Below are 12,504 nucleotides of genomic sequence, written 5' to 3'. Positions count from 1 at the left end.
AACGAAGACCCGAAACCGTTCGTCTGGACGAAGACCGCGGACGAGATCCTCGAACGCCTCGCCGGATATCTGAACCGAATTCCCGACTCAGGACACTAGGGCCGTTGTGCCTACCTCATGCGGCCGAACCTCCTCACCGCCAGCGGGAAGAACACCGCCAGCAACCCCAGGGGCCATGCCACCGCCGTCCACAGGTGGGCCGCGTCCGTCCCCGGCACGCCGTACAGGTCCCGTACCGCCGTCGCCGTCTGGGACAGGGGGTTCCAGTCGACGGCCGTGCCCAGCCAGCCCGGCATCGCCTCCGGGGTCGCCAGGGCGTTGGAGAGGAAGCCGATCGGCCAGACCAGGATCTGGACGGTCTGGACCAGTTCGGGTTTGCCGGCGATGAGGGCCAGGTGGATGCCGACCCACAGCATCGCGAAGCGGAGGAGGAGCAGAAGGGCGAGGGCGGTGAGGAAGGACGCGGGGGTCGTGTCGGGGCGCCAGCCCAGGGCCAGGCCCGTGGCCATCAGGGCGAGGACGCCGATCGTCGAGCCGAGCATGTCCGCGCAGGCCCGGCCGACCAGCACCGCGCCGTCCGCCATCGGCAGGGAGCGGAAGCGGTCGATGACGCCCTTGTCGAGGTCCCGGGTCACCGCGACCATCGTGTTCTCCAGGCCGAACACCATGGTCAGGGCGAGCATGCCGGGGAGGAGGTAGTCGAGGTAGTCGCCGCGCACCCCGCGTCCGCCGCCCATGAGGTAGCCGAACATCAGCAGGAGCATCACGGGGAAGAGGAACCCGACGGCCAGACGGCCGGGTTGCCGCGCCCAGTGGGCGAGTTCGCGGCGGGTCATGGTCCAGGAGTCGGTGAGGGCGTGGATCATGCCGTGGCCTCCGGGCGGTCGGGGGTGGTGGGGGCGGTGGGCGCCGGGGGCGAGGCGAGCGTGCCGGGATCGGTAGGCACACCCGAGGGCGAGGCGAGCACGCCGGGATCAGTGGACGCCGGGCGCGAAGCGACCACGCCGGGGCCGGTGGGCGCGCCTGGGCCCGAGCCGGGCGCGCTGGGATCCGAGGCGAGCGCGCCCGGGTCCGAGGTGAGTGCCCCGAGGTCCGAGGTGGACGCGTCGGAGTCGCGGTCGGCCGTGCCTGCGGTCGCTCCCGCAGTGGCTCTGGTCGTGTGCCCGGCTCCGCCGCCCGGCCTCCCCCTCCCCTCCCCCGTGATGTGCAGGAACACCTCGTCCAGCGTCGGCCGCCGCAGCGCGATGTCCTCCGCCTCGATCCCGGCGTCGGACAGGGCGCGTACGGTCCCGGCGAGTGCGGACATCCGGTCGGTCACGGGGGCGCTCAGCAGCAGGCGGTCCGCGTCGACGGTGACGCCGGTGAGCGGCAGGACGGCGACCGCGTCGGCGAGTTGGCGCGCGTCGCGCAGGACCACGTCGATGCGGTCGCCTCCCGTCGCCGTCTTCAGGGAGTCCGCCGTACCCTGCGCGACGACCCTTCCCGCGTCCACCACCGAGATGCGGTCGGCGAGTTGGTCGGCCTCCTCCAGGTACTGGGTCGTCAGCAGGACCGTCGTACCGCCGGCGGCGAGCGCGCGGACGGACGTCCACACCTCCGCGCGGCCCCGGGGGTCGAGGCCGGTCGTGGGTTCGTCGAGGTAGAGGACCTCCGGGTCGGTGATCAGGGACGCGGCGAGGTCGAGGCGGCGGCGCATGCCCCCGCTGTACGCGGTGACCGGTTTGCGGCCGGTGTCCGCGAGGCCGAAGCGGGTGAGGAGTTCGGCGGCGCGGGTGCGGGCGCGGTGGGCGCCGAGGTGGTGGAGGCGGGCGAACATCTCCAGGTTCTGCCGGCCGTCCAGGTCCTCGTCGAGGGCGGCGTGCTGCCCGAGGAGGCCGATGCGGCGGCGGACCTCGCGGGGGTGGCGTACGACGTCGTGGCCCGCGACCTCGACGCGGCCGGAGTCGGGGTGCAGGAGGGTGGCGAGGATGCGGACGAGGGTGGTCTTGCCGGCGCCGTTGGGGCCGAGGACCGCGTGGACCTCGCCGCGCGGGACGGTGAGGTCGAGGCCGTCGAGGGCGGCTTTCGGGCCGTAGGACTTGCGTGCGGAGTCGACGGTGATCGCCGGGTCGGTCACGGGGCCTCCCTTGTTAGTCAAGATTGACTAGTCGATGCGGGGACGAAGGTAGCGGGGCGGAGACCATTGGTCAAACTTGATTAGATGCCGCTGCCAAGAGACGGTACGTCCCCTGACGCCGGGCTACAGCTTGTCCCCCGGGTGCTTCTCCCCCGTCGCGTACGGGTTGACCTGCCCCTCCGTCAGCACGCCCACGAACGGCTCGCCCTCCCCCGCGAACGCGTACGCGCCCCCCTCGATCCGCGCGATCAGCCCCCTCGTCCACTCGGCCTCGCCGTCCGCCGTGTGGATCCAGAAGTTCATGATCTCGCCGATGTGACCGAGCTGTTCAGGGCCGTCCTCGGGGACGTAGTAGTCCGTCACGGCCGACCGCCAGCTGCCGATGCGGCGGATCCGCTCCTCCAGGAGCGCGAGGACCTCGGCCCTCGGGAGGTCGACCATGCTGCCGAGGGCCGCCGACTTGACGTCCGTCTTCTGGTCGTACGAGGTCAGCGCTTCGCGTACGAGACGGAGGTACTCCTCGTCGCCGGCGGCCGTGATCTCGTACTCCGTACGCGGGGGGCCGCCGGCCGTCGAGGGGGCGATCTCGTGCTCGTGCAGGAAGCCCTGTTTCGCCAGCTGTTTCAGGGCGTGGTAGATCGAGCCGGGCTTCGCGTTGGACCACTCGTGCGCGCCCCAGTACTCCAGGTCGCTGCGCACCTGGTAGCCGTGGGCCCGGCCGTGCTGACGGACCGCGTTCAGCACGAGGAGGCGGATCGCTGACATGCGGTCCAGGTTATGGGGTCAGCTTCCGGCTTCCGCCGCGAGTGCCACCAGCTCGAAGGCCGTCTTCCCGTCCAGGGACTCCCGTACGACGTCGGCGTGGCCCGCGTGCCTCGCCGTCTCCCGGATCAGGTGCAGCAGCAGCCACCTCAGCGAGACGCGGCCCTCCGGCGGGAACCAGGGCTGGTCCGGCAGCGCGAAGGTCCGGTCGAGGGTGTCCGCGGCCCGCACGAACGCCTCGGTGTCGGCGGCGACCTTCTCCCAGTACGCGAGCTGCCCCTCCACGGTCTCGTCCCCGACCAGCTGGAAACACTCGTGCCAGTTCGAGGCGTCCCGCTGTACGGCGGGCTCCTCCCCCTTCGCCCGCGCGACCCAGCTCTCCTCGACCTCCGCGACGTGCTTCACGATGCCCGCGAGGGAGAGGTCGCTGGCACTGGGTTTCGACGCGGCCTGCTCCGCCGTGAGCCCGAGCACAGCTCGCCGGATGCCGCCGCGCTGCTCTTCGAGGAACGCGAGCAGGGCGCCGACCTCGTCGCCGGGGGTTTCGGAGGGGACGTGGGTGACCATGGGGGTGCCTTTCGCCGGGGGCGGTTCTGCCTGACATCTATGAAGGTAGGGGGGATGTAGGTCAGATCCCGGCCGCGATGGACGGCGAGTCAGCTCTCCCGGCGTCCGACGTGCTCGATATAGAGCGTCTCCGTCTCCACGTCGAGGCGATAGAGGACCCGCCACGAGCCGTGATGCAGACGGCGGTGATCGACTCCCCAGGCCCGCGAGCCCTCAGGACGGGGGTTCTCCACGAGCCGGTCCGTAGCCGACAGAAGGTCGTCCACGCCCCGCGGGTCGTCCTTCAGATGCCCCGTGGCCGCGTCCAGAGCGGCCGGTTCCCACAGGACCTGCCAGGTCACTCGGCCCGCCCGGCAGCCTGGAGCAGCGCGCGGCGCGCTTCGTCATGCGGGACCGGCTGTCCAGAACGACCGAGCGCGCGGTCCCTCTCCAGACGGGCGAGCGCCAGCGCGTCCTCCAGGTCCTCCAACTCGGCAGGCGAGACGAGGACTGCGGCCGGGACACCGCGATCGGTCAACGTGATGTGCTCGTGCTGGGCCGCGCGGCGGGCGAGTTCACCGAGTTTGCCTCTGGCTTCAGCGATGGGATATGTAGCAGACATATATCTACTGTACACCTGGATACATGTTCAGCAAGGGGAAGCGACGTGGTCGCGGCTCGGCAGGAGATGCGGACGGCCATGGCGTTGACGGGGGCCGGGCACCGGCGGCAGGTTGAACTTTGGCTCACACAGCGGGAGTTGGAGGGGAGTGAGCGGTCGATGCCGGTGCTTGTGTACGACGGGGACTGTGGGTTCTGTCAGGTTGCCGTCGATCGGATGCGGGGGCCGGCCTCGCCGGTGATCGAGGCTGTGCCCTGGCAGTTCCTGGACGCGGAGTTGACCGCGCCGCATCTTCAACGGCTCGACCGGGAGGTGTTGTTGATGCGCGGGGGTGTGGTTCTCGCCGGTGGGGCCGAGGCGTTGGGGAGGTACGTGGGGTCGTCGCCGTCGGCGGGGTGGCGGGTGGTGGGGGCCGTGGTGCGGTTGCCGGGGGTCCGGGGGTGTGCGCGGGTCGCGTACGGGTGGGTGGCGCGGAACCGGCGGCGGCTGCCCGGGGGGACGGGGGCTTGTGCGGTCAGGGGTGGAGGCGGGAAGTCCTGACGGCTTCGATGAAGGGGGTCCAGGCGGGGGCCGGGATGAGGAGGGTGGGGGCGTGGGGGGTTTTGGAGTCGCGGACCGGGACGGCGGTGGGGTGGCCGTCCAGCACTTCCAGACAGTTACCGGCGTCGGCGTTGCTGTACGACGACTTGCGCCAGGTGCGGTCAGCCATGGCGCTGGTCCTTCTTCACGGACGTGATGAAGGACGTCCATGCCGACGGCCCCACCAACAAGGCCGGACCCTCCAGCACCTTCGAGTCACGCACCGGGACACCGGGGGGCCGTCGAGGACTTCCAGGCAGGAACCGGCGTTGTTGTCGCTGTAGGTCGACTTACGCCAGGCGCGGTCAGTCATGGCTCGTGCGCTCCTTCACCGACGCGATGAACGATGTCCACGCCGACGGCCCCACCAACAGGGCCGGGCCTTCCAGCAGCTTCGAGTCGCGGACCGGGACACCGGAGGGGTGGCCGTCGAGGACTTCGAGACAGCTTCCACCGTGGTCGTCGCTGTACGAGGACTTGCGCCAGGTGTGGTCATTCACGGTGGTCGTACTCCCTTGCGGTAGCCCTCAGCAGGGCCAGTGACTCCTTCAGCGGCAACGCATCGCTCAGCGCGCGGTCGTAGCGATGTTGCCACTTCTGAACCACGGATGGGGAATCGTGCAACCTCCCGGCCACACCACCCTCGCTGTACGCGAGCGGCGGTTGGTCATCGAACCACATCAGCGTGAGCATGCTGCTCATCAGGGGGTGGTGCCCCGCACCGAACGGCAGCACGTGGGCCCGGATACGTCCCGCCTCGGTGAGATCCACAACGTTCATGATCTGCTCCGCCATGATGTCGCCGCTGGCCACGGGACGTCGCAACAGAGTCTCGTCGAGCAGCGCCCAGAACACCGGGGTCGTCGGGTTCTCGAAGACCTTCGCCCGTCCAAGGCGTGTGACAAGGAGCTTGTCACGCCTCTCTTCACTGAGCGGGGGGAAAGGCATTGCCGAGAACCGCCCGCGCATACCTCTCCGTCTACAACATCCCCGGAAAGTACGCCAGCCCGAACTCCCTGATCTGCACCGCCTGTTGCTCCAGCACCAACACCGCGCTGAAGTAGTCCGCGACCGCCTCCTCCTCTTCCCGCCCCGGCCGGAACAGGATCAACGCCCCCTGCATCTGAAGCGTCTTGTCCAAGCGCCGCGCGTCTTCCGCCGACGGGACCCTCCGGCCCGCCTCAATGTGCGCGATATGCGTCCGGCTCATGATCGCGTCGTCCGCCACCTGCTGCTGCGTCAGGCCCAGTTCCTCGCGGCGCTCCTTGATCCACTGGCCGTACGTCGTTGTATCCATGGATTCGCCCCCGAAGAAGAGCCCGTCCGCCGCCTCCTCCCCTGGGCCAACGACCTCAACCAGCCCTGCTACCTGATGACCACCGCCGATGGCGGCTACGTCTCCCGGCTCGCCGACCGTGTCGAGGCCGCCCAACTCGGCATGGCCGGCGACCTGTTGGAGCACGCGAAGGACCTGCTGGGCGACGAGAAGGTCACCGAGGACCAGTTGAGGTTCCTGATCGCGCGGATGGGCGAGTCGATGACCGACCTGTGCCGGATCGCCGTGAGCCGGGGCGAGCGGATCCCGGTGACGTACGAGGCCGACGGCGACAACTGAGCGCTCAGAAGGGGAACTTGCTCCGGCCCCGCTGGACCGAGATCCACTTCAGGGTCGTGAAGGCGTCGAGGGTCGGTTCACCGTTCAGGCGGCCTATCCCCGAGTGCTTCTCGCCCCCGAACGGGATCAGGGGTTCGTCGTGGATCGTCCCGTCGTTGACGTGGAACATCCCCGTGTCGATCCGCTTCGCGAAGGTCACCCCGCGCTCGACGTCGGCCGTGTGGACGGCGCCGCTCAGCCCGTACGGGGAGTCGTTGACGATCCGGATCGCCTCCTCCTCCCCGTCGAAGGGGACGAGCAGGGCGACGGGGCCGAAGATCTCCTTGTGCAGCAGCGCCGAGTGGCTCGGGACGTCCGTCAACACCGACGGTTCCACCAGGTTGTTGGTGGTCTCGCCGCGGACGAGGACCGTGGCGCCCTCCGCCACCGCCTGGTCCACGGCCGCCGTGACCGCGTTCGCCTGAAGGGAGTTGATGACCGGACCGATGACGGTCTGGGGGTCACTGGGGTCGCCGGTCTTGAGCGTCTTGACCTTCGCGACGAACTTCTCCGTGAACTCGTCGGCGACGGACCGGTCGACGAGGACCCGGTTCGCGGCCATGCAGACCTGGCCCTGATCGACGTACCGGCTGAAGACGGCCGCGTCGACCGCGTAGTCGATATCCGCGTCGTCCAGCACGACGAGCGCGCTGTTGCCGCCCAACTCCAGTACCGTCCGCTTGAGTTGAGCCGCGCACACCGTCGCGATGTGCCGCCCGATCTTGTCGGACCCGGTGAAGGAGATGACCTTGGGGACGGGGTGCTCGATGAACGCGTCGCCTATCTCGGCTATGTCCGTCAGGACGACGTTCAGCAGGCCCGCCGGCAGCCCCGCGTCCTCGAAGAACTTGGCGATGAGCGTGCCGCCGACGATCGGCGTCTCCTGGTGGGGCTTCAGGACGACGGCGTTGCCCAGTGCCAGCGCCGAGGCGACCGGCTTGATCGACAGCAGGAAGGGGAAGTTGAAGGGGCTGATGACGCCGACGACCCCGACCGGCTCCCGGTAGAGGCGGTTCTCCTTGCCCTCGATGGGGGACGGGAGCAGCCGCCCTTCGAGCCGCAGCGTCAACTGTGCGGCTTCGCGCAGGAATTCCTTCGCGAGCCCGATCTCGAAGCGGGCCTTGAGGTGGGTGCCGCCGAGTTCGGAGACGATGAAGTCGGTGATCAACTGCTCGCGGTCCTCGACGAGTCGAAGGACACGCTCGAAGACGTCACGGCGGGCGTAGGGGTTGGTCGTGGCCCACTCCCGCTGCGCGCGCTGCGCGGCCCGGTACGCCTGGTCGACCTCGTCGATCGTCGCGATGGTGATCGACGCGAGCTTGACGCCGTCGTACGGATTGACGTCGATGATGTCCCAGGAACCGGTCCCGGCGCGCCACTCGCCGTCGATGAACTGCTGTGCCAGGTCGGTGAAGTCGGAGGACGACATGTGATCCCTCAATCCTTGCCGCCGAAGCAGTGGAGGCAGACCCCCGCGATCCGTCTCCCGAACAGCCGTTCAAGCTGATCACACGTCATCGTACTGACGAATACGGGCCGTTGGAGGGGCAGATGTTCAACAGGCAAGCAACCGTGCGGTGTTTATAGGGTTTTCCCTATCCCACGGAGGCTGCTGCCGGACGGTTCAACTGACAGGCGAGTTACGAGAGTTGCAGCAACCCGCGCAACAGGTCGCGGCTCTCCGCGGGCGACGGGCTGTCGTCCTGGAGTTCCCGCAGAACCTGCTCGTACTGCGCGACGTCCTCACGTTTGTCGAGATACAGCGCGCTGGTGAGCTGTTCGAGATAGACGACGTCGGAGAGGTCGGACTCGGGAAAGCTGAGGATGCTGAACGCGCCGGACTCGGCCCGGTGGCCGCCGAAGCTGAACGGCATCACCTGGAGGCGGACGTTGGGCCGCTCGGAGACGTCGATGAGGTGCTGGAGCTGGCCGCGCATCACCTCGCGGTCGCCGTAGGGGCGGCGCAGCCCGGCCTCGTCGAGGACGATGTGGACGTCGGGCGGGTTCTCGGAGACGAGGTACTTCTGCCGCTCCAGGCGCAGCGCGACCCGGCGGTCGATGTCGGCGGCGGAGGCGTTCTTCATGCCGCGCGCGACGACCGCGTGCGCGTACGCCTCGGTCTGGAGCAGGCCGGGCACGAACTGCACCTCGTACGACCGGATGAGGGAGGCGGCGCCTTCGAGGCCGACGTAGGTGGGGAACCAGGACGGCAGGACGTCGGAGTAGCTGTGCCACCATCCGGCCACATTGGCCTCCCGGGCGAGGCCGACGAGGGCCGCGCGCTCGGTGTCGTCCGTGATGCCGTACAGCGTCAGCAGGTCCTCGACGTCCCGCGTCTTGAAGCTCACCCGGCCCAGCTCCATCCGACTGATCTTGGACTCGGAGGCGCGGATCGAGTAACCCGCGGCCTCGCGTGTGATGCCGCGCGACTCACGCAGCCGCCTGAGTTGCGAGCCGAGCAGCATGCGTCGCACCACCGATCCGGGCTCTCCCGCGCTCACGTTCGCCAAGCCTCCCCAACCGTCTCCAGGGCCCGAAGTCTGCCACTAAAACACTCCGAGCAGTACTCACCTGATTACAGAGACGGAAAGAAGCCAAAGCTCACAGGTGGGGTTACCCCGGAGAAGGGGGGTGTGAAAGCAAGACGGGAGGGAGAGTCGTGCGAGAAGTTGGCGGAAAAAATGACCAACAACCCCCACGGGCGGCTCATTTCGGTCACGTGCACGTGCATCTGCCCTTGCATCCGCCGGTCGCATCCGAAACCATGGTCTCGCGCCACCGCTGCATCGCAACGACCGCGAATTCCCGGGAGTGCCTCGCATGGGGACGAATGGATCGACCATGCTCAAGCCATTACGGCAGGGCCTTCCGCCGCTGGATCCCGCGGCCGTGTCCAACGCCGCATCCTGCGCTCTGCCCGCCCGCCTCGAAGCGGTGCGCGAGGCACGGCAGTTCACCCGCCGCACCCTGGGGCAGTGGGACGTCGGCGACCGCTTCGACGACATCTGCCTCGTCGTCTCCGAACTGGTGACCAACGCGCTGCGGCACGGACTGCCGTCCACCCAGGCCGAGTCGAACGGCTCCGACGCCCATCAGCCGCCCGTGCGGCTGCACTTGATGCGGTGGACCGGGCGCCTCGTGTGCGCGGTGCGCGACCCGGGCCGCACCACGCCCGAGGCGCGCGAGACCGACGACTTCGCGGCGGAGTCGGGCCGCGGCCTCTTCCTCGTCGACTCCTTCGCCGACAGCTGGGGCTGGCACCCGCTGGCCGGCGCGCTCGGCGGCAAGGTCGTGTGGGCCCTCTTCGGGCTCGGCACCCCCGCCGAGTGACGTACGGACGTGTACGGCGCCGGGCGCGCGAGTTCTACGCGCGTCACCGGCGTGTCGTATACGGGAAGCGGCCGTCCGTCCCCCGGAACGGCCGCTCTCAGCCTGCGATCAGGTGGTCGAACTCGCCGTCCTTGACGCCGAGCAGCATCGCCTCTATCTCCGCGCGCGTGTAGACCAGCGCGGGTCCGTCCGGGAAGCGCGAGTTGCGCACCGCGACGTCGCCGCCGGGCAGGCGGGCGAACTCCACGCAGTTTCCCTGCGAGTTGCTGTGCCTGCTCTTCTGCCAGGCCACCCCGTGCAACTGCGTGGCCGTCATGCCGTTGTACACGTCGCGTCCCCCGTCAACGTCGTGGTCCACAGGTCGCTCCCTGGTGGTGCACTGGCTCTTGTGGCCATTGGTGCAGTGGTCAACTGTCCGGATCATAACTCCGTTCATGTGCAGATGCATGAGCAGATGCACGTGCACGCGGCGTGCCGTCGCGGTTACAGGTTTGACGCACGTTTTACCGAGCGCGTTCCCGAGCGCCTGGTCATCTATCAAGACGCGCGCCGGGGCCTCGGTGTTCCTGTCTTCAACCGATTGGTCCAGTCCGGTTGTTGGCCGGATCGCGCCCGTCCGGCGGACCGGAGGGCTCCGCTTGCGGCACCATACGGCGCCGGTGTGGGGGAACCGGGTGCGTCGAGGTGCGGGCGTGGTGGGGGTGTTGTGGGTGCGGACGCGGGCTACGGCCGTTGCCGGAGGCCCAAGTCCGACGGGTGGCCGAGGACTTGAGGGCCTCTCCGGCCGCGGGTGCCGGGGCCGTCGTAGCCGGAGATGACGCGAGGGGCGGGTGGCTTCACGGGACAACTCCCGTAAGCCACCCGCCCCTTCGGAGGGTTCGCCGTGAACTACTTCGACACGTACGGGAGGAGCGCCATCTCCCTCGCGTTCTTGATCGCGCGCGACACCTGGCGCTGCTGCTGGGCCGAGATCCTCGTGACCCGGCGGCTGCGGATCTTGCCCCGGTCCGAGATGAACTTCCGCAGCAGGTCGGTGTCCTTGTAGTCGATGTACGTGATCTTCGCCTGGTCCAGGGGGTTGGGACGCGGCTTCTGGGGCTTGCGGTCGAGCTTGCGGGGCGGCATCAGATCTCCAGGAGGGTGTCGAAGGCGGGCGGGAGGTTCTTCCACGCGGCGCGGCCCGCCGCGTACTCGGCGTCCGTCAACAGGCAGGACTCCAGGAGGTGTTCGAGGCCGTCGCGGTCCAGGCCGGGGGACGTGAACACCAAGTGCTGGCAGCAGTCGCCGTGTTCGGGGTGCCAGTCCAGGGCCGCGGCGGCTCGTCTCACCGGGGGGACCATCTCCCAGGCCGCGTCCGGGAGCGACGCGAGCCAGGGGCCTGCGGCCTCGACGCAGAGCGCTCCTCCCGCCGCGTCCCAGTGGAGGAGGGTGTCCGGCTTGTCCGCCAGCCAGAAGCGGCCCCGGCTGCGCGCTGCCGCGCAGGTCAGGTCTTCGAGGGCTTCGTAGAGGCGTTCCGGGTGGAAGGGGCGGGCGCAGTGCCAGACGAAGGTGGTGACGCCGTGGTTGTCGGCTTCCGAGGGGAGGAGGGCGCAGGCGGGGTGCTGGGCCGCGGCTGCGGCTTCCACGTCGAAGCCGGAGAGTGCGGCTACGGCAAGGGGGGTCTGAGGTTTGGTGCCGGGTGCGGCGCCGTCGTGGTTGCTCGCGCCCCGCGGCGGAGCCGCAGATTGATCCAGCCCCGCGCCCCTGAAAGCATCAGGCTGAGCGCCGTCAGTCCGTGCAGGTGCATCTGCCTGCGCATCCGCAAGGAACCTTGCCCAGTCCTCGTCGCTCACGCCCGCCAGGTCCCCTATGTGGTGGCCGCCCGACACGGGGACCTGGCGGGCTGTCGGGTGGAGCTGGGTCAGCAGCTCGCGGTCCTCGTCGTCCGCCTCGGGGGAGTCGACGATCGCCAGGACCGGGGCGTACTCCAGCTGGCGGGCGAACGTGTCGGCGACCGTGCGCTGGTCCGTGGGGGCCGCGGCGAGGCCGCACTCCGCCAGGTCGTCGCCGTTGCCGAGGTAGGGGAGGAGGAGGGCGGGGTCGATCGCCGTGATGACCGACGTGACCGTCAGGCCCGCCGCGGCCACCACCTCCGCCATCGCCTTCGGTTCCACCGAGTCCCAGAGTTCGACGATCGCCAGGGCCGTCGTACCCGCGTCCGCGAGCCGGCGGAGTTCCGGGACCAGGTCCTCGCGCAGCGCGCAGCAGGCGCAGTCGTTGGAGAGGGGGGCCTCGCCCGCCGAGACGAGGCCCGTCTCGTCGTGGATCGTGCGGACGACCGTGCCCGCCGTCGCCGTGGCGAGGTCGTGGTGCAGGACCACGCTCCCCGGTACGTCCCTCAGGAGCTGGGCGACCGTCGCCTTGCGGGCCTCCACGTGAAGCCCGCCGACGATCGCCACGGACAGCGTCACGCGCCGGCCCGCTTTCCGTAGCGCTTCTCGAAGCGTTCGACGCGGCCGGCCGTGTCCAGGACGCGGGCCGTACCCGTGTAGAAGGGGTGGCTGACGTTCGAGATCTCGACGTCGACGACCGGGTAGGTCTCGCCGTCCTCCCACTCGATCGTCTTCTCGCTCGTCATCGTCGAGCGGGTCAGGAAGGCGTAGTTCGCGGCACGGTCACGGAAGACGACGGGCCCGTACGCCGGGTGGATCCCCTCACGCATGTCTCTAGCGCTCCTCTCGGAAATCGACGTGGCGGCCGACGACCGGGTCGTACTTGCGCAGGGTCATGCGGTCCGGGTCGTTGCGGCGGTTCTTGCGGGTCACGTAGGTGTAGCCGGTCCCCGCCGTGGAGCGGAGCTTGATGACCGGGCGGAGTTCGTTGCGTGCCATGCTGGTATCTTACTGAAAATGAATT

At 69.3% G+C, this 12,504-nt stretch carries 18 protein-coding genes and 2 pseudogenes; 3 read left to right on the top strand and 17 right to left on the bottom strand.

The features are described 5' to 3' along the window. Positions 1 to 110 precede the first annotated feature (110 nt). The 6 genes and pseudogenes from PV682_RS41855 to PV682_RS41830 all read right to left on the bottom strand — a co-directional run bounded on the left by PV682_RS41855 (position 111) and on the right by PV682_RS41830 (position 4,046). Positions 111 to 866: an ABC transporter permease gene (locus PV682_RS41855; RefSeq protein ID WP_319737875.1), complete on the bottom strand. Its 756-nt coding sequence runs from the start codon at positions 864 to 866 to the stop codon at positions 111 to 113. Positions 867 to 1,198: 332 nt separating this feature from the next. Then, positions 1,199 to 2,116, bottom strand: a pseudogene (locus tag PV682_RS41850) (ATP-binding cassette domain-containing protein); the annotation flags it as partial. A 123-nt stretch (positions 2,117 to 2,239) separates the two neighbouring features. Beyond that, on the bottom strand, positions 2,240 to 2,881 hold the full coding sequence (locus PV682_RS41845; RefSeq protein ID WP_319737873.1) for a PadR family transcriptional regulator: 642 nt from the start codon (positions 2,879 to 2,881) through the stop codon (positions 2,240 to 2,242). An 18-nt stretch (positions 2,882 to 2,899) separates the two neighbouring features. Beyond that, positions 2,900 to 3,445, bottom strand: coding sequence for a DinB family protein (locus PV682_RS41840; RefSeq protein WP_319737871.1), 546 nt, complete (start codon positions 3,443 to 3,445; stop codon positions 2,900 to 2,902). Between the two features lie 89 nt (positions 3,446 to 3,534). Next, positions 3,535 to 3,786 carry a type II toxin-antitoxin system RelE family toxin gene (locus PV682_RS41835; RefSeq protein WP_055719146.1) on the bottom strand — a complete coding sequence of 84 codons (252 nt, stop codon included), beginning with the start codon at positions 3,784 to 3,786 and terminating at the stop codon, positions 3,535 to 3,537. After that, a complete protein-coding gene (locus tag PV682_RS41830; protein ID WP_055719145.1) occupies positions 3,783 to 4,046 on the bottom strand; it encodes a type II toxin-antitoxin system prevent-host-death family antitoxin in 264 nt (87 codons plus the stop codon). The genes PV682_RS41835 and PV682_RS41830 overlap by 4 nt, the downstream gene beginning before the upstream one ends. 159 nt (positions 4,047 to 4,205) lie before the next feature. On the opposite strand from PV682_RS41830, the gene PV682_RS41825 reads away from it, so the two are divergent. Further along, positions 4,206 to 4,586 carry a thiol-disulfide oxidoreductase DCC family protein gene (locus PV682_RS41825; RefSeq protein ID WP_319737868.1) on the top strand — a complete coding sequence of 127 codons (381 nt, stop codon included), beginning with the start codon at positions 4,206 to 4,208 and terminating at the stop codon, positions 4,584 to 4,586. Here PV682_RS41825 and PV682_RS41820 read toward each other — a convergent pair. The 4 genes and pseudogenes from PV682_RS41820 to PV682_RS41805 form a co-directional block, all read right to left on the bottom strand. Beyond that, positions 4,561 to 4,755: a DUF397 domain-containing protein gene (locus tag PV682_RS41820; protein ID WP_319737865.1), complete on the bottom strand. Its 195-nt coding sequence runs from the start codon at positions 4,753 to 4,755 to the stop codon at positions 4,561 to 4,563. The two genes, PV682_RS41825 and PV682_RS41820, sit on opposite strands and share 26 nt — an antisense overlap. Next, positions 4,748 to 4,885, bottom strand: coding sequence for a DUF397 domain-containing protein (locus PV682_RS41815; RefSeq protein WP_407705831.1), 138 nt, complete (start codon positions 4,883 to 4,885; stop codon positions 4,748 to 4,750). The genes PV682_RS41820 and PV682_RS41815 overlap by 8 nt, the downstream gene beginning before the upstream one ends. Positions 4,886 to 4,930: 45 nt before the next feature. Next, the gene (locus PV682_RS41810) at positions 4,931 to 5,125 is read right to left on the bottom strand and encodes a DUF397 domain-containing protein (RefSeq protein WP_319737863.1); all 195 of its coding nucleotides are present in this window, start codon (positions 5,123 to 5,125) and stop codon (positions 4,931 to 4,933) included. Then, positions 5,118 to 5,922: pseudogene (locus PV682_RS41805) on the bottom strand (helix-turn-helix domain-containing protein). Before PV682_RS41805 ends, PV682_RS41810 begins: the two are co-directional and overlap by 8 nt. 75 nt (positions 5,923 to 5,997) lie before the next feature. Here PV682_RS41805 and PV682_RS41800 point away from each other — a divergent pair. After that, positions 5,998 to 6,240: a hypothetical protein gene (locus PV682_RS41800; protein WP_319737862.1), complete on the top strand. Its 243-nt coding sequence runs from the start codon at positions 5,998 to 6,000 to the stop codon at positions 6,238 to 6,240. 4 nt (positions 6,241 to 6,244) lie between these two features. Here PV682_RS41800 and PV682_RS41795 read toward each other — a convergent pair whose 3' ends face one another. Beyond that, complete coding sequence (locus PV682_RS41795; RefSeq protein WP_319737860.1) at positions 6,245 to 7,708, bottom strand: aldehyde dehydrogenase family protein; 1,464 nt, start codon at positions 7,706 to 7,708, stop codon at positions 6,245 to 6,247. A 211-nt stretch (positions 7,709 to 7,919) separates the two neighbouring features. Further along, on the bottom strand, positions 7,920 to 8,744 hold the full coding sequence (locus PV682_RS41790; RefSeq protein WP_055721785.1) for a helix-turn-helix domain-containing protein: 825 nt from the start codon (positions 8,742 to 8,744) through the stop codon (positions 7,920 to 7,922). 376 nt (positions 8,745 to 9,120) lie between these two features. Between PV682_RS41790 and PV682_RS41785 the strand changes: the two genes are divergently transcribed. Then, positions 9,121 to 9,609: an ATP-binding protein gene (locus tag PV682_RS41785; protein ID WP_319737857.1), complete on the top strand. Its 489-nt coding sequence runs from the start codon at positions 9,121 to 9,123 to the stop codon at positions 9,607 to 9,609. 97 nt (positions 9,610 to 9,706) lie between these two features. Here PV682_RS41785 and PV682_RS41780 read toward each other — a convergent pair whose 3' ends face one another. The 5 genes from PV682_RS41780 to rpmG form a co-directional block, all read right to left on the bottom strand. Then, the gene (locus PV682_RS41780) at positions 9,707 to 9,967 is read right to left on the bottom strand and encodes a DUF397 domain-containing protein (protein ID WP_010351418.1); all 261 of its coding nucleotides are present in this window, start codon (positions 9,965 to 9,967) and stop codon (positions 9,707 to 9,709) included. Between the two features lie 530 nt (positions 9,968 to 10,497). Then, a complete protein-coding gene (gene rpsR / locus PV682_RS41775) occupies positions 10,498 to 10,734 on the bottom strand; it encodes a 30S ribosomal protein S18 (protein ID WP_055721787.1) in 237 nt (78 codons plus the stop codon). Continuing rightward, entirely contained in the window at positions 10,734 to 12,059 is a 1,326-nt protein-coding gene (locus tag PV682_RS41770; protein WP_319737855.1) for a GTP-binding protein, read from the bottom strand. The genes rpsR and PV682_RS41770 overlap by 1 nt, the downstream gene beginning before the upstream one ends. Further along, entirely contained in the window at positions 12,056 to 12,310 is a 255-nt protein-coding gene (locus PV682_RS41765; protein ID WP_055721789.1) for a type B 50S ribosomal protein L31, read from the bottom strand. Before PV682_RS41765 ends, PV682_RS41770 begins: the two co-directional genes overlap by 4 nt. A 4-nt stretch (positions 12,311 to 12,314) precedes the next feature. Beyond that, the gene (gene rpmG / locus PV682_RS41760) at positions 12,315 to 12,479 is read right to left on the bottom strand and encodes a 50S ribosomal protein L33 (RefSeq protein WP_003999141.1); all 165 of its coding nucleotides are present in this window, start codon (positions 12,477 to 12,479) and stop codon (positions 12,315 to 12,317) included. Positions 12,480 to 12,504: the final 25 nt, after the last annotated feature.

The organism is Streptomyces niveiscabiei, assembly GCF_033794345.1.
GTDB classification, from domain to species: Bacteria; Actinomycetota; Actinomycetes; order Streptomycetales; family Streptomycetaceae; genus Streptomyces; species Streptomyces niveiscabiei.
Note: the sequence above shows the minus strand (reverse complement) of the source record. Positions and strands in the feature narration are given on the sequence as shown.